At 58.2% G+C, this 22663-nt stretch carries 19 protein-coding genes and 3 pseudogenes; 14 read left to right on the forward strand and 8 right to left on the reverse strand.

Annotation, left to right across the window (positions count from 1 at the left end; genetic code table 11):
• Positions 1 to 16: 16 nt before the first annotated feature.
• The 8 genes from P3T40_RS23570 (at position 17) to P3T40_RS23605 (ending at position 7913) form a co-directional block, all read left to right on the forward strand.
• The gene (locus tag P3T40_RS23570) at positions 17 to 1087 is read left to right on the forward strand and encodes a 2,3-butanediol dehydrogenase (RefSeq protein WP_429270112.1); all 1071 of its coding nucleotides are present in this window, start codon (positions 17 to 19) and stop codon (positions 1085 to 1087) included.
• An 18-nt stretch (positions 1088 to 1105) separates the two neighbouring features.
• Positions 1106 to 2011, forward strand: a complete 906-nt coding sequence (locus tag P3T40_RS23575; RefSeq protein ID WP_429270113.1) for an NAD(P)-dependent oxidoreductase — start codon at positions 1106 to 1108, stop codon at positions 2009 to 2011.
• A gap of 38 nt (positions 2012 to 2049) precedes the next feature.
• Entirely contained in the window at positions 2050 to 2334 is a 285-nt protein-coding gene (locus P3T40_RS23580) for a YciI family protein (RefSeq protein ID WP_429270114.1), read from the forward strand.
• Positions 2335 to 2364: 30 nt separating this feature from the next.
• Positions 2365 to 3228 carry an intradiol ring-cleavage dioxygenase gene (locus tag P3T40_RS23585; RefSeq protein ID WP_429270115.1) on the forward strand — a complete coding sequence of 288 codons (864 nt, stop codon included), beginning with the start codon at positions 2365 to 2367 and terminating at the stop codon, positions 3226 to 3228.
• Positions 3225 to 4304 (forward strand): maleylacetate reductase, encoded by a 1080-nt coding sequence (locus tag P3T40_RS23590; protein ID WP_429270116.1) that lies wholly within the window; start codon positions 3225 to 3227, stop codon positions 4302 to 4304. Before P3T40_RS23585 ends, P3T40_RS23590 begins: the two co-directional genes overlap by 4 nt.
• Before the next feature lie 93 nt (positions 4305 to 4397).
• The gene (locus P3T40_RS23595) at positions 4398 to 5465 is read left to right on the forward strand and encodes an SDR family oxidoreductase (protein ID WP_429270143.1); all 1068 of its coding nucleotides are present in this window, start codon (positions 4398 to 4400) and stop codon (positions 5463 to 5465) included.
• Positions 5466 to 5614: 149 nt separating this feature from the next.
• The gene (locus P3T40_RS23600; RefSeq protein ID WP_429270117.1) at positions 5615 to 6493 is read left to right on the forward strand and encodes an intradiol ring-cleavage dioxygenase; all 879 of its coding nucleotides are present in this window, start codon (positions 5615 to 5617) and stop codon (positions 6491 to 6493) included.
• A 292-nt stretch (positions 6494 to 6785) separates the two neighbouring features.
• Positions 6786 to 7913 carry an alanine--glyoxylate aminotransferase family protein gene (locus tag P3T40_RS23605; RefSeq protein ID WP_429270144.1) on the forward strand — a complete coding sequence of 376 codons (1128 nt, stop codon included), beginning with the start codon at positions 6786 to 6788 and terminating at the stop codon, positions 7911 to 7913.
• 191 nt (positions 7914 to 8104) lie between these two features.
• On the opposite strand, the gene P3T40_RS23610 is transcribed toward P3T40_RS23605, so the two are convergent.
• The 3 genes and pseudogenes from P3T40_RS23610 to P3T40_RS23620 form a co-directional block, all read right to left on the reverse strand.
• Complete coding sequence (locus P3T40_RS23610; RefSeq protein WP_429270118.1) at positions 8105 to 8485, reverse strand: enolase C-terminal domain-like protein; 381 nt, start codon at positions 8483 to 8485, stop codon at positions 8105 to 8107.
• A gap of 103 nt (positions 8486 to 8588) precedes the next feature.
• Positions 8589 to 9197 (reverse strand): annotated as a pseudogene (locus P3T40_RS23615) (enolase C-terminal domain-like protein); the annotation flags it as partial.
• Positions 9198 to 9483: 286 nt separating this feature from the next.
• Positions 9484 to 9618, reverse strand: a complete 135-nt coding sequence (locus P3T40_RS23620) for a DUF3563 family protein (RefSeq protein WP_429270119.1) — start codon at positions 9616 to 9618, stop codon at positions 9484 to 9486.
• A gap of 177 nt (positions 9619 to 9795) precedes the next feature.
• On the opposite strand from P3T40_RS23620, the gene P3T40_RS23625 reads away from it, so the two are divergent.
• Entirely contained in the window at positions 9796 to 10710 is a 915-nt protein-coding gene (locus tag P3T40_RS23625; protein ID WP_429270120.1) for a LysR family transcriptional regulator, read from the forward strand.
• 141 nt (positions 10711 to 10851) lie between these two features.
• A complete protein-coding gene (locus tag P3T40_RS23630; RefSeq protein WP_429270121.1) occupies positions 10852 to 12309 on the forward strand; it encodes a mechanosensitive ion channel domain-containing protein in 1458 nt (485 codons plus the stop codon).
• A 332-nt stretch (positions 12310 to 12641) separates the two neighbouring features.
• On the opposite strand, the pseudogene P3T40_RS23635 reads toward P3T40_RS23630, so the two are convergent.
• The 3 genes and pseudogenes from P3T40_RS23635 to P3T40_RS23645 form a co-directional block, all read right to left on the reverse strand.
• A pseudogene (locus tag P3T40_RS23635) lies at positions 12642 to 14373 on the reverse strand (FAD-dependent oxidoreductase).
• Between the two features lie 90 nt (positions 14374 to 14463).
• Positions 14464 to 15300 carry an enoyl-CoA hydratase/isomerase family protein gene (locus P3T40_RS23640; protein WP_429270122.1) on the reverse strand — a complete coding sequence of 279 codons (837 nt, stop codon included), beginning with the start codon at positions 15298 to 15300 and terminating at the stop codon, positions 14464 to 14466.
• A gap of 61 nt (positions 15301 to 15361) precedes the next feature.
• Positions 15362 to 16039, reverse strand: a complete 678-nt coding sequence (locus P3T40_RS23645; RefSeq protein ID WP_429270123.1) for a type 1 glutamine amidotransferase domain-containing protein — start codon at positions 16037 to 16039, stop codon at positions 15362 to 15364.
• A 490-nt stretch (positions 16040 to 16529) separates the two neighbouring features.
• Here P3T40_RS23645 and P3T40_RS23650 point away from each other — a divergent pair, with 490 nt between their 5' ends.
• The 3 genes and pseudogenes from P3T40_RS23650 to P3T40_RS23660 all read left to right on the forward strand — a co-directional run bounded on the left by P3T40_RS23650 (position 16530) and on the right by P3T40_RS23660 (position 18773).
• Positions 16530 to 17096, forward strand: a complete 567-nt coding sequence (locus tag P3T40_RS23650) for a VOC family protein (protein WP_429270124.1) — start codon at positions 16530 to 16532, stop codon at positions 17094 to 17096.
• A gap of 20 nt (positions 17097 to 17116) precedes the next feature.
• Positions 17117 to 17554, forward strand: a complete 438-nt coding sequence (locus tag P3T40_RS23655) for a cupin domain-containing protein (RefSeq protein WP_429270125.1) — start codon at positions 17117 to 17119, stop codon at positions 17552 to 17554.
• A 331-nt stretch (positions 17555 to 17885) separates the two neighbouring features.
• Positions 17886 to 18773, forward strand: a pseudogene (locus P3T40_RS23660) (alpha/beta fold hydrolase).
• A 306-nt stretch (positions 18774 to 19079) separates the two neighbouring features.
• Here P3T40_RS23660 and P3T40_RS23665 read toward each other — a convergent pair.
• Positions 19080 to 19661: a carbonic anhydrase gene (locus tag P3T40_RS23665; protein ID WP_429270126.1), complete on the reverse strand. Its 582-nt coding sequence runs from the start codon at positions 19659 to 19661 to the stop codon at positions 19080 to 19082.
• 503 nt (positions 19662 to 20164) lie between these two features.
• Between P3T40_RS23665 and P3T40_RS23670 the strand changes: the two genes are divergently transcribed.
• The gene (locus P3T40_RS23670; protein ID WP_429270127.1) at positions 20165 to 20974 is read left to right on the forward strand and encodes an H-NS family nucleoid-associated regulatory protein; all 810 of its coding nucleotides are present in this window, start codon (positions 20165 to 20167) and stop codon (positions 20972 to 20974) included.
• A gap of 95 nt (positions 20975 to 21069) precedes the next feature.
• Here the strand turns inward: P3T40_RS23670 and P3T40_RS23675 are convergent, their stop codons facing one another.
• Positions 21070 to 22650, reverse strand: a complete 1581-nt coding sequence (locus tag P3T40_RS23675; protein WP_429270128.1) for a DHA2 family efflux MFS transporter permease subunit — start codon at positions 22648 to 22650, stop codon at positions 21070 to 21072.
• Between the last annotated feature and the right edge of the window lie 13 nt (positions 22651 to 22663).

The raw sequence follows: 22663 nt of genomic DNA on the forward strand, positions 1-22663 counted from the left end.
AAACAGGAGTAGATCCATGAGAGCTGTCCGTTTTCATTGTGCCCACGACATTCGCGTCGAGAATGTGCCCGACCCGAGCGGCATGGGCGCAAACCAGATGATCGTCAAGCCTATGTGGTGCGGCATCTGTGGAACCGACCTGCACGAATACCAGGCGGGACCGATTGTCGTCCCCACGGAACCCCATGCGCTGACCGGCGCGAAGGCGCCGCAGGTGCTGGGACATGAATTCAGCGCGGAAGTGGTCGAGGTTGGCAAGGACGTAAAGAACGTGCAAGCGGGCGACCGCATTTCCGTGATGCCGCTCGCGTCCTGCGGTCAATGCTACTACTGCGTGCGTGGGATGCGTCATCTTTGCACGAAGATGGGCTGTGTGGGTTTGAGCTGGGACGGCGGCGGTATGGCCGAATATACGGTGCTTAACGACTATCACGCGAACAAGCTGCCCGACACCGTCAGCGACAAGCAGGGCGCGCTGATCGAGCCGGCAGCAGTGGCACTCTATGCCGTGGATCGCGGTGGCGTCACAGTCGGCTCGACGGTGCTCATCACGGGTGCGGGTCCGATTGGCGTGCTCGCTGCGCTTGCCTGTCATGCGACCGGCGCTACGAAGATTTTCGTGAGCGACCCCAACCCCGCGCGTGCCGCGAAAATGGCCGGATTCGGCGTGGCGAGCGAGATATTCGATCCGACAGACGGTGAACTGCCACAAAAAATCCGGGATCTGACTGAAGGAGTCGGCGTGGACGTTGCGATCGAATGTGCCGGCAATCAACACGCGCTTAACGCTTGCGTCGACGCGGTCCGTTCGGCGGGGGCTGTTGTGCAGGCAGGGCTGCATGTCGGCAACGCTACCGTCGATCCCATGAAATGGTCGCTCAAGGACATTCGCATCGAAGGGACCTGGTGCTATCCGGTGACTATCTGGCCGCGAATTATCGGCATGATCGCCAATGGAAAATTCCCGGTGGAAAAACTCATTCACGACCTGATCGATGCCGACGATGTCGTCGCCAAGGGGTTCGACGTGCTGAGCGACAATGGTAGCGACAAGATGAAAATCCTGATCAACCCGCAGACGCGCTAAAGCCGCCCGGAGATTTGCATGACTGATACAAGTACGCAGAACAAGCCCACAATTGGCTGGATCGGCTTGGGTAAGATGGGTTTGCCCATTGTCGAAAATCTGCTCAGGGCTGGGTTCGACGTGACAGTGTATGACATGGATAAGCGGCGCTCGGAAGAGTTGGCGCAGCGTGGCGCGCATGCGTCGCCCGATATTGCAAGCCTTGCCGCGTTGACACAGTTTATCTTTTCGATCATACCCGACGACGCGGCGCTGCAAAAGGTCGCACTCGGTCCGCAGGGTGTGGTGGCCAATGCGCGTGACGGTGCCGTCTATGTCGACATGAGCACGGTCTCGCCGGCGGTGTCTGAGACCGTGCGGGACTCGGCGCGCGAACGGGGCGTTGATTTCATTGCCGCGCCGGTATCGGGCAGCACGATGCTCGCCGGGAAAGCGCAACTGACCGTATTCGCCTCCGGTCCTAAAGCAGCGTTCCAGCGCATGCTGCCGGTTTTCGAGGCAATATCCGCGCGCCAGTACTACGTTGGCGATGATCAGCAGGCGCGCTATCTGAAGCTTGCAATCAACCATCTTGTCGGCTCGACTGCCGTGCTGTTGGCTGAAGCGCTGACCCTCGGCAAAAAGGGCGGTCTCGATTGGGTCGAAATGTTGACGGTGATTGGCGATAGCGTTGCTGCATCTCCGCTCATCAAATACAAGCTTGATCCGCTCAAGCAAAGAGATTTCTCGCCGGCCTTTTCATCGAAACAGATGTTGAAGGACATGTCGCTCGTCGTCGATGCGGGCCGCGACGCCGGTGTGCCGATGGCCGCAGCGTCGCTTGTACGCGAACAGTTCGAGCACTATGCAAACGGCGACGGGGCAGAACTCGATTTCTTCTCGATCGTTCGTGCGGTTGAAGCAGCCGCGGGCATCGAAAACTGACCGACGCGTTTCCATAACTGACTCTTTCCGGAACCTCCATGCACTTCACTGTTTATTGTCTGGACCATGACAACATGGTCGAACGCCGACTCGCTCATTACGAAGCGCACAAAGCCTATCTGGCCACCTCGCCGCTCAAGACCGTGATGTCGGGTCCGCTGCTAGCCGGCGATCAGGAAACGATGATCGGCAGTTTCTTCCTGTATGAAGCCGACGATATCGCCGACGTGATGCGCTTTAACAGCAATGACCCGTTCAATGAAGCCGGCATCTGGCGCACGGTGGATATTCGGCCCTTCCTGAAACGCGTAGACAATCGATAGCCCCTCCCACTTCCGAGCGATGCGACGGTTATGCGAAATCTCGACGAACACACGATCACTGAAGCGGTTCTGGCGCGGCACGAACATGCCGCCGACGAACGGCTCAAGACTATTGTCACGAGTCTGGTGCGCCACCTGCATGCATTCGCACGCGAGGTGAACCTGACCGAGAGCGAGTGGGAGCAGGGTATTCACTTCCTGACCGATATCGGCCACATCACCAACGACAAGCGCCAGGAGTTTATTCTGCTGTCCGATACGCTGGGGTTGTCGATGCTCGTTACCGCCATGGCAAACCGCAAGCCGCCAGGCTGCACGGAGGCGACGGTTTTCGGGCCGTTTTTCGTTGAGGACGCACCGGTTTATCAAAACGGCGATGACGTGGCGAACGGTGCAAACGGCGAGCCTTGTTTCGTCTCCGGGTCGGTGAAGGGACCGGACGGTGAAGCGGTGGGTGGCGCGCGCATCGAGGTATGGCAGGCCGATGCCGACGGGTTCTATGATGTGCAGCATGCCGGTGACGACGCGCATCGTGCAAGAGGTGCACTGCACAGCCTCGCTGACGGCAGTTTTCATTTCCGCTCGATCGTCGCCGAGCCCTATCCGATTCCTCACGATGGTCCGGTGGGCAGGATGCTCACCGCGCTTGAGCGTCATCCGTGGCGACCGGCGCATCTGCATTTCATGATTAGCGCGCCGGGCTACGAAAGACTCGTGACGCACGTGTTCCGCGACGGCGACCCGTATCTGGATTCGGATGCGGTATTCGGGGTGCGCTCCTCGCTAGTCGCGCAGTGGGTCCGACACGAAGAAGGCACGACGCCAGACGGAACATCAATGGAAACGCCGTTCAGCACACTCGAATTCGATTTCGTTCTGAATCGCTCGTCATGACACCGTTCACTTATAACGCCCGACCGGCACGGATCGTGTTCGGTGCAGGTTCACTTGAACGCCTCGGAGAGGAACTCGACGAGTTGGGTATTCGTCGTGCCCTCGTATTGTCCACTCCCGAACAGCGCTTTCTCGCCGATCGTGTCCGTAAGCTGGGTGGTGAGCGTTGCGCGGGCATATTCGATGGCGCTGTGATGCATGTGCCAGTCGCCACCGCACAGGCCGGCGTCGACGCAGCGCGCGAAGCAGATGCGGACGGCCTGATCGCGGTGGGCGGCGGTTCGACGCTTGGACTCGCCAAAGCCATTGCGCTTGAAACGTCGTTGCCCATCGTTGCGGTCCCAACCACCTACGCGGGATCCGAAGTCACGCCGATTTATGGCATGACAGCGGCCAATGAAAAAAAGACTGGCAAAAGCTATCGTGTGTTGCCACGCACCGTGATCTACGACGCAAGCCTGACGCTCACGCTACCCGTCGGACTGACAGCGACCAGCGGTCTGAACGCGATTGCGCATGCGGCGGAGGGACTCTACGCACAGGATTCCAATCCGGTGATGTCGATGTTTGCCGAGGAGGGCATCAGCAGTCTGGCGCGCGCGCTTCCGATGGTCTGCGCACGCCTCGACGACCTCGAAGCGCGCGAGGCCGCTCAATACGGCGCGTGGCTGTGCGGAACCGTGCTGGGCAGCGTGGGCATGGCCTTGCATCACAAGCTGTGCCACACGCTAGGCGGCTCCTTCAATTTGCCGCACGCCGAGACGCACTCCGTCATCCTGCCGTATGCGATGGCGTTCAATTTGCCAGCGGCGCCCGATGCGTCTGAGCGACTACGTCGTGCGTTAGGGACGCCGGACCCGGCTACCTGCCTGTACGAACTCGGGCGGCAACTCGGCGCACCTGCATCACTCGAGACGCTTGGCCTGAAGGCGGGCGACCTTGACCATGCGGCTGAAATCGCCATGCGGTCCCCGTACTGGAATCCACGGCCGCTGTCATACGCTGCGATCCGCCGTTTGCTGCAATTAACTTTTGACGGCGCATGTCCGGATCTAACTTCGTTCGACGGCTTCTAAGTATCTCGCTGGAGACGCGTCTAACCCACGGGCAGTCATCGGTCGTAGAACCAACCCGTGTCGACAGGCATTTACTTTGTGACTATCTATCTCATGGAAAACCGGGCACTTATTATTGGCGCAAGCGGTATCGTCGGCAGCAACCTTGCTGATCAGTTGCTATCGAGCGGGTGGACCGTTTCCGGTCTTTCGCGAGGCCGCACTGCATTGTCGCCGGCCATCAGACCGATCACCGCCGATCTGACCTCTGCGACATCCGTGAGCGAGGCGCTTGCTGGAAAGTCCTTTAGCCATGTTTTCTTTACGGCGTGGTCTCGCCAGGCCACCGAAAAGGACAACATTCGTGTGAATGGGGGCATGGTGCGTCATGTGCTGGATGCGGTAGGGCCATCGGGGACCGTGTCGCACGCGGCGCTCGTCACGGGTCTGAAACACTATCTTGGACCGTTCGAAGCGTATGCGACCGGCGCGGTACCCATTACGCCGTTTCGTGAAGAACAAGGCCGTCAGGTCGTGGAGAACTTTTACTACGAGCAGGAAGACAGGCTGTTCGAAGCGGCACAACGGTATGGCTTTAGCTGGAGCGTGCATCGACCCCATACGATCATCGGCTTTGCGATCGGCAACGCGATGAACATGGGTGTCACGCTGGCGGTCTACGCGACGCTTTGTAAGCACACGGGCCAGCCGTTCGTCTTTCCGGGCTCTGCAGCGCAATGGAACAGCCTGACTGACATGACCGATGCGCGGCTCCTCGCACGTCACCTTGAATGGGCGGCTACGTCCGTCAACGCGCGCAACGAGGACTTCAACGTCGTCAACGGTGACGTGTTTCGCTGGAAATGGCTGTGGTCGCAAATCGCCGGCTACTTCGGCATTGAGGCCGTGCCGTTCGATGGCGAAATACGTCCGCTTGAGGCTCGCATGCAGAACGCCGGGCAAGAATGGTCAGACATCGCGTCGCGATTCGACCTGAAGGAAGCGGATATTGGCAAACTGGCTTCCTGGTGGCACACGGACGCAGATCTTGGCCGCCCCATGGAAGTGCTCACGGATATGACGAAGAGCCGCAAGGCCGGCTTCCTCGATTATCAAAGCACGCCAGATGCTTTCTTCGCGCTATTCGATCGGCTCAAGGCCGAGCGGATTATTCCTCAATGATCGGGCAGGGTCCGTCGTACGGCTAACCGACACATGAACATGCCGGGTTTGCCCGGCTGTGAGCACCTTCCCTGCGGGGGCGATGACACCGAATCCAACAGTTCCTGAATTCGGGCTTGCTGCAACCCGACCTCGCGCGGAGATGGCCTATGCGCAATATTATCGAAGACACAATTACCCAGGCGGTAGTCGCATCAATGCGCGAGGCTGAAGATGCAAGACTGCGCACGGTCATGACCTGTCTGGTCCAACACCTGCACTCGTTCGCGCGTGAAGTGAAGCTTACCGAGGACGAATGGTTTCGGGCGATCAGGTTTCTGACTGCGGTTGGCCATATCACCGACGACAAACGGCAGGAATTCATCCTTCTATCGGACACGCTAGGCCTGTCGACGCTTGTGACTGCGCAGAATAATCAGAAGCCGTCAGGCTGCACCGAGTCCACCGACTTCGGCCCGTTGTTTGTTGAAGGTGCGCGGGAGTACAAGAGCGGTGATGACATCTCCAACGGAGCTTCTGGAGAGCCTTGCTTCGTCAGCGGCAGGGTTCTGAGCGCTGACGGGTCGCCCATTGCTTCCGCACGAATCGATGTGTGGCAGTCAGACGAAGACGCCTTCTACGACGTTCAACGGCGGCCAGAGTCTTCGTTGACGGCTGAACACCAGACCCGGGGCAGGCTGAGCAGTGCAGCGGACGGGACCTTTAATTTTCGCTCAATACTCGCCGGGGCACATCCGATCCCTCATGACGGACCAGTTGGCCGATTGCTCGATGCGCTGGGCCGTCATCCGTGGCGGCCCGCGCATCTCCATTTCATGATTGCTGCGCCTGGTTACGAGACACTGGTAACTCACATTTTCCGCAATGGCGGCCAATATCTTGACTCGGACGCCGTCTTTGGGGTACGGCCGTCATTGATTGCCGATTGGGTGCGACATGAGCCCGGGGTGGCACCTGACGGAACGAGCTTGGGCGACGCCTTCTATACGCTTCAATACGATTTTGTCTTAAACCTTCGCAACATCTAAATCTGGAGTTGTCTTTGTCTCGCAAGACTCCCATCGCCTCACGGGATTGTTCGGTATTCATGGCACACTCCCATAAGAAAGATGGGGGTTTCATTATGAAACCATGCTCCGGCGAAGGTTCACAATCGTGCCGATTGTTGCCACTGGTGTATTCCCAACGGCGTGGCTCGACGGCTGGTCCATGCCGAAACTTGCCAGACGGGTAACGGAGCCTCTCGGCCGATGCCGTTGCAGGTGGTTTTCGTTAGAATGTGTTGTCGATTCTTTTAATCGTCTTTCACCGGAGGCGAACGTGCCAGGATTACTTCCCCATGTCGACCGCGAGGGACTCCTTGAATATTCGGTCGTCTACACCGACCGATCAATCAATCATATGTCGCAGCTCTTTCAAGGAGTCGTACGCGATATTTCCGGCGCCCTGAAAAAGGTCTACAACGCGAAGTCGGCGGTTGTCGTCCCAGGCAGTGGGACTTTCGGCATGGAAGCCGTCGCCCGACAGTTCGCGACGAACAGGAAGTGTCTGGTTATCCGCAATGGCTGGTTCAGTTTCCGCTGGTCGCAGATTTTCGACATGGGCGGCATTCCGTCTGAATCGATGGTGTTGAAGGCGCGTCCGGTCGAACAAGGAAGGCAGGCTGCATATGCACCGGCTCCGATCGAAGAAGTGGTAGCTGCGATCAAGGAGCACAAACCAGATCTGGTCTTTGCGCCGCATGTCGAAACTGCATCCGGGATGATGCTGCCTGATGCCTATTTGCGTGCCGTGTCCGACGCTGTTCACGCTGTCGGCGGCATGTTTGTACTGGATTGCATCGCCTCCGGTACGATCTGGGTGGACATGGAGGCTAGTGGCATCGATATCCTGATCAGCGCGCCGCAAAAGGGATGGAGCGCGTCACCGTGCTGCGCACTGGTCATGCTCAGCCCTCTCGCACGCGAAAGAATCGATGTAACAACCAGCACCAGTTTCGCTTGCGATCTTCGCAAATGGCTGCAGATCATGGAAGCCTACGAGAACGGCGGGTTCGCGTACCACGCCACGATGCCCACGGACAGTCTCGCGACGCTGCGCGACGTCATGAAGGAAACCGAGGCATACGGCTTCGATAAAGTGAGAATGGAGCAGCTTGAACTCGGCAAGCGCATTCGCTCACTCCTGAGTAGCAAAGGTTTCAAAAGCGTGGCGGCCGAAGGTTTTCAAGCTCCGGGCGTCGTGGTCTGCTACACGGACGATGACGGCATACGATCTGGCAAGAAATTCGCCGATGCCGGCTTGCAGATCGCGCCCGGCGTTCCACTTCAATGCGATGAGCCTGAAGACTTCAAGACCTTCCGCGTCGGATTATTTGGCCTGGACAAACTGCATGACGTCGAAGGCGCGGTCGCCAGACTCGCCAAGGCGTTGGACAGTATTCTTTAGGGTGCTTTTCCCGCACTCAGTTGGTCGAAGCAAGCGTGCCAGCGGGGAAATGAAAAACGCGCTGCAGTCTTCGCGGGCACGGCGCCGATACTCAAGGAGGTCGTGCGAGGAGCTCATGATGGCCCGCATGTGTCGACCGATACGCCTCTACAGAATACGAGGAGTGCGGCAACGCCCTTAAGGCAGCAGACTCATCCCAGACGAAATTTGCGGATTACGTCGGCATCCGGTTCAAGGCCAAGTCCAAAACCTCGCGGAACGGCCATCGTTCCGTTCTTTGGAATGATCGCCTCGCCGAAGAGCTGGACCTCGAGGTCGAAGTAGCGCCATTCGACCATCGCAGCGGGACCGCCCAGCGCCGCGCTTGCATGTACGTTTGCCAGCAGCCCCGGACCGTCGTAAAACGAGTGCACCATCACCGTGACGTTATGGGCGTTGGCCAGCGCGAAGACCTTGCGCAGTTCGGTCAGGCCCCCCATTTTTGCGGAGCTCGGCTGAATGAAGTCGACGGCCTTCGCCTCGAGAAGATGCTGAAAATCCATCAGAGTCGAAGCATTCTCGCCAGCGGCCACCGGAATGCCGCCCTGCTGCCTGACGTGCGCGAGCCCCGAGTAGCCAGACAGGTTCTTCGAGCCACCGCAGCTTGAGCGGTCGCAGCAGCTCTGTCATGTCGAATGCTTCGCGCACGGACCACGGACAGTTGACGTCCAGCATGATCTCGACGTCATCCCCGGCCTCTTCGCGCGCCGCACGCACACAACCGATATCGATCTCGTGTAGCTTGAGATGCCGAAACCCGCTATCCAGCGCACGTCTGACGTTTTTCCTGACGAGCTCAGGATCGGAGTAACGGATCAGGCTCGCGTATGCTGGCAACGTAACGGCGTCGCTGCCGCCGAGAAGCTGGTGGACCGGTTGGCCCGCGACTTTGCCGGCGATGTCCCACAGCGCGATATCAATGGCCGAGAGGCCGTAGATAAAGGCCCCACTGCGGCCGAAAACATGAAATTTTCTCTGCAGATCGAGCATCTGCTTTTCAAGCAAGCTGGCATCGCGGCCAATTATTTCAGGTGCGAGGATCGAATCGATCACCACCTTCACCGCCGGGACGGCGGTAAATCCAAACGACTCACCCCAACCGACGACGCCCGTGTCGGTGGTGACCTTCACAATCAGCGAGTCGGCCGTTTGCAATCCCGCTTTACCCCACACTGCCGCGTCGGACCTACCGCCTGCCGTGAACGGGATGCGCAGCGGGATCGATTCTATGCTGGCGATGTTCATGAGGTCTCCTTTCTTTGGCGAGGGTCTCCTGATCCTGCCATCAGATGTTGCCCGAATTCGAGAGTCCCCGCATATACGAGCAGGCGCTACAGGACCGAGTTAGCTCTTTCTCGAGCGTTGAATATTCTCTGAAGTCCAGGTGTGGCGAGCGTGGGCTGGCGTCCAGTGCGGTGGCGTTCGTGTCTTTTTGCCGATCGGAACAGATCACAAACATCGCTTCTGTGATGGAAACAATGCGTCAAGCGATTGCATCGAGACAAATCAAGAGCGGGAAATTGCGGTCGAATCAGGATCTTTCCATCGAGCGCATGCGGCGTTCGAGCTCGGCTATGTCCCGCGCGGCCGCGAGGTACTCATCGTTGTGACGTTGTTCGGCGTGTTCGAACCAGCAGTGAATCCATGTGAAAAGAAAGCCAAGCATGATCATCTCCAAGAAGTTGCTCCTTGCGGCGCAGTTAGCCCGACGCGACACAGCATTTTGTTTCCCGGCTGTTCTCTCGCTCTAGTCTGCACCGCAATCGTAGGCAGCAAACATGCTTACGTATACTTATCATTTTTTATCTAATACATTAGCTATTCTGTTCAATCATGCTTTGAGGTGCACACCTTGGAAGTCGGGCGACTGCGGGCGCTGCTGGAACTGGCGCGGTGTGGCACGATGGCGGCCGCCGCCGAGGCGCTGTTCCTGACGCCCTCGGCGATTTCACAGCAGATCGCACAACTGGAAGATGAGGCCGGCGTCAAGCTCACGGAACGTATCGGCCGCAGGGTGAGGCTCACGGCTGCGGGCAACGCGCTGGTGAGGCACGCCGAACGGGTGATGGCGGTGCTGGACGAGGCACGCTCGGAGTTGGCAGAGCTACGGCACGAAATAGCAGGCGAGTTGCGCGTCGCCGCGTTTGAGTCAATCGCTTCGGTTGTACTCCCTGACACCATCAAGGAACTGCGGCGCGCGTTTCCGCACCTGGAAGTCGCACTTGAAGAACTGGAGCCAATCGACGGAGTCGCGGCACTGCGGTCGTGGCGAACCGACATCGCCTTGATTGACGATCTGTCTATCGTGGCGGGCGATAATCGCGGAAAAATCGAGGTTGTGCCCCTGGCAGAGGATGTGCTGTACGTAGCAGTCGCGACTGACCATCCACTGAGCAAAAAGCCGTCGCTGAGCGTAGCCGACCTCAGGCATGAAACCTGGGCTGTCGAATCGATGTGGAGTACCTTCGGCGCCTTCGTCACCGATCTATGCCATCGCGCCGGATACGAGCCTCGGATCAACGCCAAATGCCGTGGGCCCGACATGATCGAAGCGATGGTGGCATCCGGCTGCTCGGTGTCAGTCGTCCCCGGACTCAGGGTGCTACGCTCGCCAGCAGGTGTGGCATGGATTAAGTTGGCGCCAGAGGTTCGCCGCAAAATCTACGTCGCTTATCGCCGCGGCGAGCGCAAGCACCCAACGATCAAGGTATTCGTCGAGGAAATCGTCCGGACGACATCCAGACTCCTCGTTGACTGAACTGATGCGCACGCACAACTCTGTCCGGCAAAGCGTTGGCGTTTCACTCTCACGACTTGGTTTCGTCACTATTACGCAGCATGCGGGAAAGATCGGCGAGGAGCAAACTAACGGCTTCTCGATACTGAAGGGGGAGAAGCGATGAACCATCCAGTATTGACGGGGTATGCGCTCGTAATTGTTGACGTGTTACTTTGGCGTTCCGGATTTCCAGAGAATGAAAACGCCCGACTATCCATTCGACTGTTTGTTTTTGCCCTGCTGACCCTGCTGCTTTTCAGCACGGGCCTAAGTCCCGTTTCACAAGCGCCCGTTCCGCATTCGTCTGCTCAGCACGTCGCAGAACAGATTCTTGAAATCGTCTGGTGGCTCAACGGAGCGCGCCTGTTGTCACTTGCGCTCGACGCATTACTGTTACCCAAGCGATGGCGTAAGCAGCGTCTTTTTCAGGACGTGTTCGGCGCGGTTGTCTTTCTTGCTGCGGTTGTCGCAGCTCTCGCTTTCGTCCTCGACTTGCCAATCCGGGGTGTCGTCGCAACTTCAGGGGCGTTGGCCATTGTTCTTGGCCTCGCAATCCAGAGCACATTGAGCGATGTGTTTGCGGGTATCGTCATTAACACGACCGAGCCGTATCAGGTGGGCGATTGGGTTGCTATTGACGATGTCGAAGGCAAGGTACTTGAGATGAACTGGCGGGCAACACATCTTTTGACGGCTCGAGGTAATGTCCTCATCGTGCCAAACGCCGTGGCAGCAAAGACAAAGATCATGAACCATAACCGGCCGCCTGCGTTGCATGGCGTCAGCGTGTTGCTGGAGATATCGCCTGAAGAGCGTCCCAGGACTGTTCTCGCAGCGCTCGAAAATGCGCTGGCGGCAACACGCTTCATTTTGCAGACGCCGGCCCCGTACGCTCAAGTCAAGAAGACAAGCGTCAATTCGATTCAATATGAAGTCACGGCTTATGTCGACGATATGGCAAGAAAACTCCCGGTCTCTAACGACCTCTACGACCTATGCTATCGACATCTGGCGGCAGCGGGTATTAACTTGCATCCACTCAGCGTGACGGGGCCGTCCCGCAATTCGGTTGACTCCAGAGAACGACTCCTTCGCAACGTCGACCTGTTTACAGCGCTTGAAGACGACGAAATCAGGCACCTTGCAACGCGTCTCACTCGACGGGAGCTTGACCGGGGGCAAGTTCTTATGACCGAAGATATGGCGCCACATACATTGAGCATCGTTGATTCCGGCGTGCTATCTGTGACCGCTGACGAGAGCACTGGCCAGGTTGAAGTATCACGTCTCGGCCCAGGGGATGCCATCGGTGAAGTGGGATTGCTCGCTGGCTTATCGACAAAGGTCCAGATTACCGCCCTGACAAGATGCGCGGCGTATCAACTCCACAAAGATGATCTCACACCAATCCTCAAAAACAACCCGGAGGTCGCGGAGCGAATGTGCCGAATGTTGTCGCGCCAGCAAGCGACACTGGACAACCTGTCTGCCGGGCCTCAGCAGGTCGTTGCTTCTGAACAGTCGGTATTCCAATGGCTACTTGAACAGGTGCGAAAGCTGCATTCGCTCACCTTCTAGGTTTCAGTCTCCCATTGCGTCCCATCGCGAGTCGCCCATTGAAAGGCATTGTTGAAGAAGAGCAAGATTACCGAAGCAAAACCAGTTCTATCACCAGGATGATCGACGCCACTATGGCAACTCGTGTCACGCCGGACTCGAACTGGTGGCGTTCAGTTTCGGTAAGCACGCGTAGCTTTGCCTCACAATAAACGAAGAAATTTTCGTTCTCTGTCGTCGCGACATGGACCTGATTGCGATTCGGGGTTATTGCCATGATCTAAACCCCGGTTTCGTCTTTCGCTGGTCCGAGTGCGGTGTCAGCCGCCGCGGGCACAAAAAAAGAGCGTGCGTCAGGCACTGGTCAGGAACCCTTCAATCTGCGCCACCACACCCGCGCCTTCACCCACTGCCGACGCGACTCGTTTGGTCGATCCAGAACGAACGTCACCGATTGCGAAGACCCCCTCGACGCTCGTCTGCAACGGCATCGATTGCACGCTGCCTTCCCGAGGGTCGGTCCCCGTCAATACGAATCCCTTGCTGTCGAGCGCGACGCCGGATGTCTTGAGCCAGTCAGTATTCGGCTCTGCGCCAATGAAGACGAACAGGTGATGTATCGTGATGCTTCCTTCAATGCCGCCGGCACCGCGGTAATGTACGCGCTCAAGACGCGTGCCCCCTTCGAGTGCGGTCAGTTCGACACGCGTATGAACCGTCACGTTTGGCAGCGATATGACGCGCTCGATCAGGTAGTGCGACATGCTGTGCTCAAGGTTCGGGCCTCGGATGAACAGATGCACGTGCGCGGTGTGTGACGCCAGAAACACCGCTGCCTGCCCTGCAGAATTGCCGCCACCAATCAGCAACACCGGTTCATTGCCGCACAGCCTCGCCTCGAGGGGTGTTGCCCAGTAGTACACGCCGCAGCGTTCGAAACGTGCGAGGTCCTCGACGGCGGGTCGCAGGTATTCTGCGCCGCTCGCTATGACCACCGTGCGCGCCGTGATGCGGTGGCCGTCGACAAGCTCCACGACGTGCGGTTGCCGGTTGCAATACAACGCCTTGACCTCGCACGGGATACCGATATGCGCGCCAAACTTCTGCGCCTGAATGAACGCGCGGGCTGCAAGATCGTGACCTTTGATGCCGGTGGGGAAACCCATATAGTTTTCAATGCGCGCGCTGGTACCGGCCTGTCCACCAGGGGCGCGACAGTCGAGCGCCGCTACTGACAAGCCTTCCGACGCCGCATAGACGGCCGCTGCAAGTCCCGCGGGCCCGGCGCCGACGATGACCACATCGTAGACGTACGTTGGAGCGAAATCGGGAATCAGTCCGAGACACGATGCGAACTGTCGTTCATCGGGGTTTTTCAGCACGGTGCCGTCAGGACACACGGCGAGAGGGAACTCATTGGGGTTGCGGTGTCAGGCGTTCGAGAAGCAAGGCGGCTTCAGCGTCCTGCTCCACATCGAGCGTCGTGTTTGGAAAATTGTTGCGGCGCAGGAAATTCTGCAACGCGAGCAGTCGTGCGTTGCCGGAAGAGCCGACAAGCACGACGCCGGGCACGCGCTCGATCACCATAGCCCGCCTCAGAATCAGGGCGCGCATGACTTTTTCGCCAAGATCGGCTTCACCGATCATCATGGTGGTGAGGTCGTCGGGCCGTACCAATAGCGCTTCGACATCTTCGAGGACGTGCGCGTCCACCACTGCGGGCTTTGGCGAGAGCTGGCCGACGTCCGAGGTGAACTCGCCGCGCTGGGTATAGGCGTGAATAATCCGTTCGAGTCTGAGACCATTACGGGCGATTATCCGAATTTTGCCCGACAGCATGACGAACACTCCGGGACTACGGACTCCCGCACGATAGAGCATCGTGCCTTTGGCGTAGCGCGAAAGACTGCCGAAGCGGCGCAGTCTGCCGAGTTCGGCCCCTGTGAGGACAGGAAACATGTGATGGTAGCGTGGATGGCCGATCACGTACGGGTCGTCGTCGGCCATGTCATCGTCGACGCCGCTCGCATCGTATGCCGGTCGAGGAGAACGCGTCTCGCCGCCCGGTATTGACTCGTTGCTCATCGCCAATTCTCCTTCAGCAACACGGCGGCGCCGCCACCTGGTCGACTGTCGGCTCTATCGGTGCGGCGCAAGACCGCGTCGCGCGTCGGCCTAGCCCGCGAGCTGGCCAATGTGGTATCCGAGCCGCTCTTCGACATCCCCGGGCTTTTGGAAGCCGCGCGCGAGGAGAGCCTTGATGCGCTCCTGCGCGGCGGGCCGCCCTAACGACGCCATGCACGCATCCCACCCGGCGCCGAGTTCGACGTCCGGCGGCAGGCTGGTGTTGACGAGACGCTTGGTGTTGGCAATGGCCCACTTGTCAAACCCTGCAATCCGCGTTGCCAGCGTGTCCACGAATGCGTCGAGTTCGGCATCGGGCAGTGCGCGATTCACGTAGCCGTAGGCCTCTGCCTGGTCGGCACGGATGTCTTCCGAACTCAGGAGCACCTCCAAAGCCCGGTTACGCCCGATGAGTTGGGGCAGGCGCGCCATGGGGCCGCCACCGGCGACCATGCCCACACCCACCTCCCATTGCGAGATGATGGTTTTTTCCTGACTGGCGAAACTCATGTCGCAGGCAAGCGTGATCTCGCTGCCATTGCCGGTCGCCCGTCCACGGATGAGGGCGATGGAGACGACGGGCGCGCGTGTCAGGCGCACGAGGAAGTCTGGCCACTGCGGCAAGCCTGTGGGGCCGGGTGGCATGGCGGTCAGGTCCTCGATCCCGGCGTCGAAATCCGCGTGATTGAGGAAGTAGCCGTCTACCGCGCTGTCAAAAACCACCACCTTGACCTGCTCGTCGGTTTCGAGGGCATTGATGATCTCGTGGAACTGCGCGACCATCGTCGGGCCCATGACGTTGAGCGGCGGGTGGTCGATCGTGACACGCCAATACGCCGGGGAACGCGGGGTAACGTAAATCTGAACGGGGCTCGTCGTCGCTTTCATCGCAGACTCCTGTCGCCGATAGATGCGCGCGGGCTTTTTATGGCCCGCGCCGGGATTGGAACTAGGCCTGCATGACTTTGAGCAGTTCCCTGGCAGTCGGGCCAGATGAGGCCGGGTTCTGGCCGGTGATCAGCCGCCCGTCGACAATGGTGAGCACGGCCCAGTTTTCCACCTTTTCGAAGCGGCCGCCCAGACGCTTGAGCTCATCCTCGACGAGGAAGGGCATGACCTTGGTCAGGCCCACGGCTTCTTCTTCATCATTGGTAAAGCACGTGACGCGCTTGCCCTTGACGAGAGGCTGTCCCTCGTAGGTTGCCTTGAGCAGAACACAGGGGCCATGACAGACGGCGGCGACCGGCTTGCCGGCGTTGTAGAAATCCTCGATCAAGGCGATCGAGTTCTTGTCATTGGTCAGATCCCACATCGGGCCGTGACCACCGGCATAGAAGATCGTGTCGTAGTCCGCTGCCTTGACGTCGGCGAGCTTGACGCTATTGGCCAACACCTTCTGGGTTGCAGGATCTTTCTTGAAGCGCAGCATCGTTTCGGTCTGATTGTCCGGATCGTCGCTTCTGGGATCGATTGGTGGGTGGCCACCCTTGGGTGAGGTCACGGTGACCTCTGCACCGGCATCCGTGAACGCATAGTAGGGCGCGGTGAACTCCTCAAGCCAGAAGCCGGTCGGCTTGCCGGTATCTCCAAGTACGTTGTGCGAAGTCAAAACCAACAGGATCTTCATTGCCAATCTCCGTTCATTGGGGCAAATCCATAAACGCGGCATTGCCGGGGAAATGCCCGAAGTGGAAGTCGTTGCCCGGATCGGATGTTCGTTATCCTCAGCTTTCCGGGAAATGCGTCCGCGCGGGTTGGAGCACGGGAGCACCGGATCACGATAGCGAGGACGCTTTCAGAAGGCCGCCGATCGCCGGAACTTGTAATGCGCTTGTATTTAACGCCGTTGCCCGGGGCGTGCACCATCGGTCCATGGTATTGGCGGACCATGCGATGGTATGAGGGGGCTTCGCCTTTCGCCTTAAGGGTCTCAGACGAAGTCGTTGCTAGTGCGGCTCTCGCTTCGTGGCTACGTTGCCATGCTGCTGCTGGAATAAATTTGAAAGATTGTGTCGCCACGTAGGGTGTTTTCGGCTTGCGTTTTCACCTATCTTTTTTTCACCTGCCCGAAGCGGTGGAAAAGGAAGCCGTTGGTCAACACCCCCAAGGAGTCAGACATGAGCACTATTCCGATGCAGAGCGAAGCCGCAGTCGAGACCTCGGGCGTCGTCACGTTCGACATGAAGCTCGAGATCGTCATCATTCCTGTTACGGATGTCGATCGCGCCAAGCGGTTCTATACCGGGTTGGGTTGGCGGCTCGATATGGACTTCACGGGAGGGGACGATTACCGCGTAATCCAGTTCACGCCGCCAGGTTCCGGATGCTCGATCATGTTCGGCAAGAACATGACCGCGGCCACGCCCGGCTCAGTTGAAGGGCTTCATCTCGTCGTCTCTGACATCGAAGCTGCCCGCAAGGAACTACTCCGTCGTGGCATCGAGGTCAGCGAGCCATTCCACGACACGGGCGGGGTTTTCCATCATGCTGACGGAAAACGCGTGGTTAGCGGCCTGAATCCGCAACGTCAAAGCTATGCGTCATACGCTTCATTCAGCGATCCCGACGGCAACGGTTGGCTGTTGCAGGAGGTTACCGTGCGATTGTCAGGGGATATCAAACTGGACGACCCCAGATTCACCAGCGAGGTCCTGAAGGCGATTCATACGACGACCCTGGGGTAGTCGCCACGAGGAGTATTGCAATGGTTCGTACACGTCAACCGGACGAGTCCACCTTCAAGGCTATTCTTTCCGAGGACATCGAGTGGAAGCCCTTTCCGGCCTTTCCACCTTCGGCCCGTCTTGCTGTCCTCGTCGGCGAACCGTCAGCACCCGGCCCCTATGTGATCCGCGTGAAAGTGCCCGCGGGTGTCAAGCTGATGCCCCACAAACATCCGGAGGACCGCATCTACACGGTGATGTCGGGCGTGTTTTATATCGGGCTCGGCGAGCAATTCGACGGGAGCAAGGTCGAGGCGTATCCACCGGGTAGTGTCATCGTTCTACCCGGAGAGACCTGGCACTTCCACTGGGCCCGATCCGGCGAGTACATAACGCAGGTTATGGCGGTAGGGCCACTCGGCCTCGATTATCACGATTCTGCCGACGATCCACGCAACCAGGCGCAGAGCGGCAACTGAGATGATCACTACGGTAACCGAAACATTCCCGCTTCGTATCCCGCTCAGAGTCGGCGGCGAATCCAAAGCCTCGGCTTAGGGCCACGCGAATAATTGCCAACCCATAGAACCTTGGGCGCGGGAGTTCGTAACGATGCGTGATCCCAGAGGATCAAATACACTTGAAATTGGATGAACATCGATCGCGGAAGGTCGCGCTGATTTCTTTGACATTGGAATCCTAATGGCTAACCGTACATTCTTTCCTGATCCGACCGAGCCCTTTGACGCAGGGAGTCCTTCAAGGCCGTCTCGCCGCGCGCTACTCGCCGGTGGTGTGCTGGCTGTCAGTCTGCCCGTCAGGGCCGAAACTCCGGCGAGCGGTCCACCGGACGATGTTGAGCACAAGTGGATCCGTGCAGACGGCGTTGACGTTTTCTACCGCGAAGCTGGTCCGGCAGACGCACCCGTGCTGCTGCTGCTTCATGGATTCGCAAACTCCTCTTTCTATTTTCGGCATTTAATGCCGAAGCTGGCCGACCGCTTCAGGATGATTGCGCCGGATCTTCCATCGTTCGGTTTTACCGAGATCCCAGCGGAACGCAACTACCTATACGACTTCGCGTCGCTGGCCCGGACGACGACCGCGTTCGTAGACGCATTGAATCTGAAACGCTACATCATGTACGTCTTCGACTATGGTGCGCCGGTCGGCTGGGAATTGGCCTTGAACTATCCAGATCGCGTGGGAGGCATCGTGAGTCAGAACGGTAACGCGTATATGGAGGGGCTGGGTGAAAAGGCCTGGGCGCCCCTGCGCGATTATTGGGCAAATCCGAGTCCTGAAAAGCGAGAGCCAATCCGCGCCCGCATGAGCCTTGAAGGAGTGAAAGCCGCATACTTCCAGGGTGTGCCGGACCCACGCGTGATCGAGCCGGAGTCTTACACCCTCGACGCAGCGATTCTGGCGCGCCCCGGTAATGCCGAACTGCAAGTCGACCTGAAGCTTGATTACAAGCGCAACATCGAACGATATCCGCTTTATCAGGCATTCTTCCGCGAGCGGTAGCCGAAGCTCCTCGCAGTTTGGGGCCGCAATGATCTGTTTTTTATCCCGCCGGGTGCCGAGGCCTTCCGGCGCGACATTCCTGGTGCGCACGTGGTCTTTCTCGATACGGGCCATTTTGCACTAGAGACGCACGTGGATTCGATTGCTCGGGAGATTCGCGAGTTTTTCTAAGAGATTGGCGCGCTTCAGTCCTCCCGATATTAAGATCGAAGTTGAACGGAGCGAATGCACGTTCGACTACATCGTAGCTTAGACCCGATACCTTGCTGATATGTTTGTTCGTCGTGTGTGATCCCGTATTGTCGGTCGTCAGCACACCGTCATAGTCGAATAAAATTGCCTTTATCATGAATACAACTCTGCACGGCGAAGTTTGTAGTCGTCGCTGTCTCCCCATTCTCAAACCGAATGCAACTGGCATCATGTCGTAGAATCCCTTTGCTCTGCAAGGTCCCATTCCTCAGCACGTGATTGAATCTATGCAGGAATGTCCCGCACCACCTCGGTCAACTTGCCGGAACTGATCTCGTAGAAAAAGCCGTAGAGCTTGACGTGCTTCGGTACTGCCGGGCTCAAACGAAGCAGCTTGATGTCATAGTTGAGCGACTCCTCGAAATCCATTATGGCGAGGCTTTCGTGATCAAACAAGGTCGAGATATCAGCGTGATGATGATCATGAAACTCCTCGACCAGCAACTCCGGCGTCAGGGTCGTCGTACCGCAGAACGAGTGGTGAACTACAACGACTTTTTGGACATCAAACAGATAATCCATCGCCGCCACGGACGCTAGAGCGAAGGCGGCGCGTCCACCCGCGTTGGTCGTAGCAAAGAGTGTCCGCGTGGATCCAACCCGGGTGCCATTTTCGTCGGTGATGATTTCTCCCGGGTAGACCTCGTCCCCAAAATAGTCGGCGACGGCCCGTGGAATTTCGACTGCCCGAGGGTCAAAGCAGTGGATCACAAGTGTCTTCATAGGGATAGCCTGGTTCGCGCCCTCGAAGGTCTTCATATCGAACCCGGGTAGATTCCTGTACTCATAATCACTGAACTTGCCCATTTTCTTGCTCCGTTGGCGTTTAACCGGGGTGTGGAACATCGTCCCTGGAAGTTACTTTCGAATCCACAACCTGTCGAAAGCATCCGTTCAAAAAGAACACTTTTGAAAAAGCTCGAACAGCCGAATTGGCTGAGCACTCTCCGAAGTGGCGGATCAAATGGCCGTTGAACCTCGGAAGCAGTCGTCTCCTGTGGCCGAGGCGATGTTCGTGCGTCAAGGGTTGTTTGCCCCGTCGGGGATGCATTCGATTCTGGGCGTGTTTCGACGCGAAAACATCGTGGTCCGTGGCAATTCAATTGTTCCCTTCAGTCAACCATGCGTCAGCCCTGACGCTTGTCCGCAATGGCCGCCCCTGCCGCCCACTGACACGAAGAAGACGGCCGTTCGTAGGTCAAAGCCGTTGCTCGGATAGTCGCGAATATTGTCGCGTTCTCGGAAGACTATCGCTAGGCGATGTGTGCATGGCATAGTGCGATCACTCTCCTAACCACACGGGGCTCAATATGGCAACGCTAGAGCAAATTCAGAATCGTTTGAAGAAATTGCAGGCTCAAGCTGACGCGTTGATCGCGAAGAAGGCACAGGTGGTAGTCGATCAGATTCGTGAATTGATGCTGAAGCACGGTTTGACGACGGCCGATATCGAAACAGGCACGACGGTCCGTCGTGCAGCGAAAACCGCAGCCGTCCGCAAATCCGGGATCAACGCCAAGGCGGCGAAACCCGCCGGTGTGCCGAAGTATCTCGACGCGAAAACCGGTGCGACTTGGACCGGTCATGGGCGAGCGCCCTCCTGGATCGCAGGTGCCAAGGACCGTACGAAATTCCTTGCTCACGGCGAAGTTGAAGCGGTCTCTGCGACAGCAAAAAAATCGGCGGGTGCTGCGAAGGGCGCTGTACGAACCGGGCAGCCCAAGGGCGCGCAGCCAGCGATGTACATCGACCGAAAGACGGGCGCGACCTGGAGCGGACGCGGACGCGCACCGGCTTGGTTGGCTAAGGCAAAGGACCGCTCCAAGTTTCTGATCAATCCGGCGGTAGGCACTGACGCAATTGGGTCGAAGGAGGAGGTCACGCGGAAGGCGATTCGTAAAAATGCGGTCGCTGCGAAAAAGATTGCGCGGAAAAAACTTGCTACAGTAAAGAAGGCGGTAGTTAAAAGTGTGTCGGCCAAGGAAGTAAGAGCAACGGCTGAGGGCAAAAGGGTAGTGGCGAAAAAAGCCGCCAGCCGGAAGGCCGCAGCATCCAACCCGTCTCCAATCGAGAACGGCGCTGGCGCACTTGAGTCGCCATCCGGGCAAATAGTCGCGTAAGTTGACAGCTAGGGAGATGCATTCGTCGAAGGCATCTCCCAATGGAAAAAAGTGACCAATCCCTATCTTCTGAGCATGCTGGGATCGCGGTCGCCTCAATGAGCTGCGGACGCTTCTGTCGAGTCCCCACTCTTTGTCGGACGCGTAATCCAGATGAGCGGGATGATCAGAATGAAGATGAACGTGGACGCATAGAAGAAATCGTCGAGACCCATGACCGCAGCCTGATTCGCGACCATCGATTCAAACGATGCGTAAGCAGCGCCCACATCCAGATGGAATTGCGATTGCAACGTCGCAATGGCCTGGTTGAAAGCCGGATTGTCGATGCTCGCCTGCTCGGTGAGTCGCACATGATGCACAACCGTCCGATGACTCCATACGGTGCCCGCGATCGACGTGCCAACAGCGCCGCAGAAAATACGCGCGAAATTGGACAACCCTGCCGCTGCAGGGATGCGCTCGGGAGGCAAGCCAGAAAGAATGATTGACACGAGTGGAACGAACCAAAGCACCGTTGGAATGCCTTGCAGCAAGGTCGGTATAACCAGATGCCATGCATCCACCGTACTCAGATACTGCGTGCGCATGAAGAACACACCGGACAGACCCACGAACGCAACCGACACCAGCGCCCTGGCATCAAACCATTGAAGCAGGCGCCCGATAAAGGGAGAAAGTAGAACCGTGAAGATGCCAACGGGCGCCGTGACAAGGCCGGCATCGTAAGCCCGGTAACCGAGATACTCCTGCATCCACTGCGGCAGCAGCACAAGGTTGCCGAAGTAAAGCGCGTAGGAAACGGAAATCGCAATCGTACCGCTGCTGAAATTGCGCAGTGCGAAGAGCCTGAGGTCGACGACCGGATGCGCCTCCGTCAATTCCCACACAAGAAAGAATGCGAAGGTGACGAGGGCAATCAACCCCAGCGCAACGATGAAAGGCGACGAGAACCAGTCAAGATCTCTCCCCTTGTCGAGCATCACCTGCAGTGACCCGACCCATGTTACGAGCAGCGCAAGCCCTACTGCGTCGATCGGTAGTTTCTTCGTCGGCGTTTCGCGCTTTCGGTAGATGAGCCAGGTGGCACCGGCCGCGATGAATCCGACCGGGATGTTGACGTAGAAGATCCAGGACCAGCTGTAATTGTCAGTGATCCAGCCGCCGAGCACCGGCCCTGCGATCGGGCCAACTGTGGCGGTCATTGCCCAGAGCGCCAGCGCCATGTTGGCCCGGGCCTTGGGATAGGAACTGAGCAGGACGGCTTGGGACAACGGGATGAGCGGGCCGGCCACCAGGCCTTGTAGCACCCGCGCGCCCAGCAGGAACGGCAGGTCCGGTGCGATGCCGCAGAGCCACGAAGCGAAAACGAACATCAGAATCGCTCCGACGAAAAGCCGGATCTGACCGATCTGTTGCGTGAGCCATCCAGTCAATGGAATGGACACCGCATTGGCGGCGGCGAAGATCGTGATGACCCACGTTCCTTCATCGACCGACACCCCGAGGTTACCGGACAGGTTGGGCACCGCGACGTTCGCGATCGACGTGTCCAGAACGGTCATGAAAGTCGCAAGCGCCACCACGATCGTGGCGATCACCAACTGGCCGCCCTGCAGTGGCGGATGCTGGACCGGATTTGCAGGAGAAGCGGTTGACGTTGATTCCTGCGTCATAAACTGTGTTTTT

It is taken from the genome of Paraburkholderia sp. EB58 (assembly GCF_050436665.1).
In the GTDB taxonomy this organism is placed as follows: Bacteria; Pseudomonadota; Gammaproteobacteria; order Burkholderiales; family Burkholderiaceae; genus Paraburkholderia.

Coding starts and splice junctions, on each gene's coding strand:
- P3T40_RS23645 (WP_429270123.1), bottom strand. CDS start 16,039: ATGAAGATCCTGTTGGTTTTGACTTCGCACAACGTACTTGGAGATACC.
- P3T40_RS23585 (WP_429270115.1), top strand. CDS start 2,365: ATGCGAAATCTCGACGAACACACGATCACTGAAGCGGTTCTGGCGCGG.
- P3T40_RS23675 (WP_429270128.1), bottom strand. CDS start 22,650: ATGACGCAGGAATCAACGTCAACCGCTTCTCCTGCAAATCCGGTCCAG.
- P3T40_RS23640 (WP_429270122.1), bottom strand. CDS start 15,300: ATGAAAGCGACGACGAGCCCCGTTCAGATTTACGTTACCCCGCGTTCC.
- P3T40_RS23590 (WP_429270116.1), top strand. CDS start 3,225: ATGACACCGTTCACTTATAACGCCCGACCGGCACGGATCGTGTTCGGT.
- P3T40_RS23620 (WP_429270119.1), bottom strand. CDS start 9,618: ATGCTTGGCTTTCTTTTCACATGGATTCACTGCTGGTTCGAACACGCC.
- P3T40_RS23650 (WP_429270124.1), top strand. CDS start 16,530: ATGAGCACTATTCCGATGCAGAGCGAAGCCGCAGTCGAGACCTCGGGC.
- P3T40_RS23575 (WP_429270113.1), top strand. CDS start 1,106: ATGACTGATACAAGTACGCAGAACAAGCCCACAATTGGCTGGATCGGC.
- P3T40_RS23665 (WP_429270126.1), bottom strand. CDS start 19,661: ATGGGCAAGTTCAGTGATTATGAGTACAGGAATCTACCCGGGTTCGAT.
- P3T40_RS23600 (WP_429270117.1), top strand. CDS start 5,615: ATGCGCAATATTATCGAAGACACAATTACCCAGGCGGTAGTCGCATCA.
- P3T40_RS23655 (WP_429270125.1), top strand. CDS start 17,117: ATGGTTCGTACACGTCAACCGGACGAGTCCACCTTCAAGGCTATTCTT.
- P3T40_RS23595 (WP_429270143.1), top strand. CDS start 4,398: ATGGAAAACCGGGCACTTATTATTGGCGCAAGCGGTATCGTCGGCAGC.
- P3T40_RS23670 (WP_429270127.1), top strand. CDS start 20,165: ATGGCAACGCTAGAGCAAATTCAGAATCGTTTGAAGAAATTGCAGGCT.
- P3T40_RS23570 (WP_429270112.1), top strand. CDS start 17: ATGAGAGCTGTCCGTTTTCATTGTGCCCACGACATTCGCGTCGAGAAT.
- P3T40_RS23630 (WP_429270121.1), top strand. CDS start 10,852: ATGAACCATCCAGTATTGACGGGGTATGCGCTCGTAATTGTTGACGTG.
- P3T40_RS23580 (WP_429270114.1), top strand. CDS start 2,050: ATGCACTTCACTGTTTATTGTCTGGACCATGACAACATGGTCGAACGC.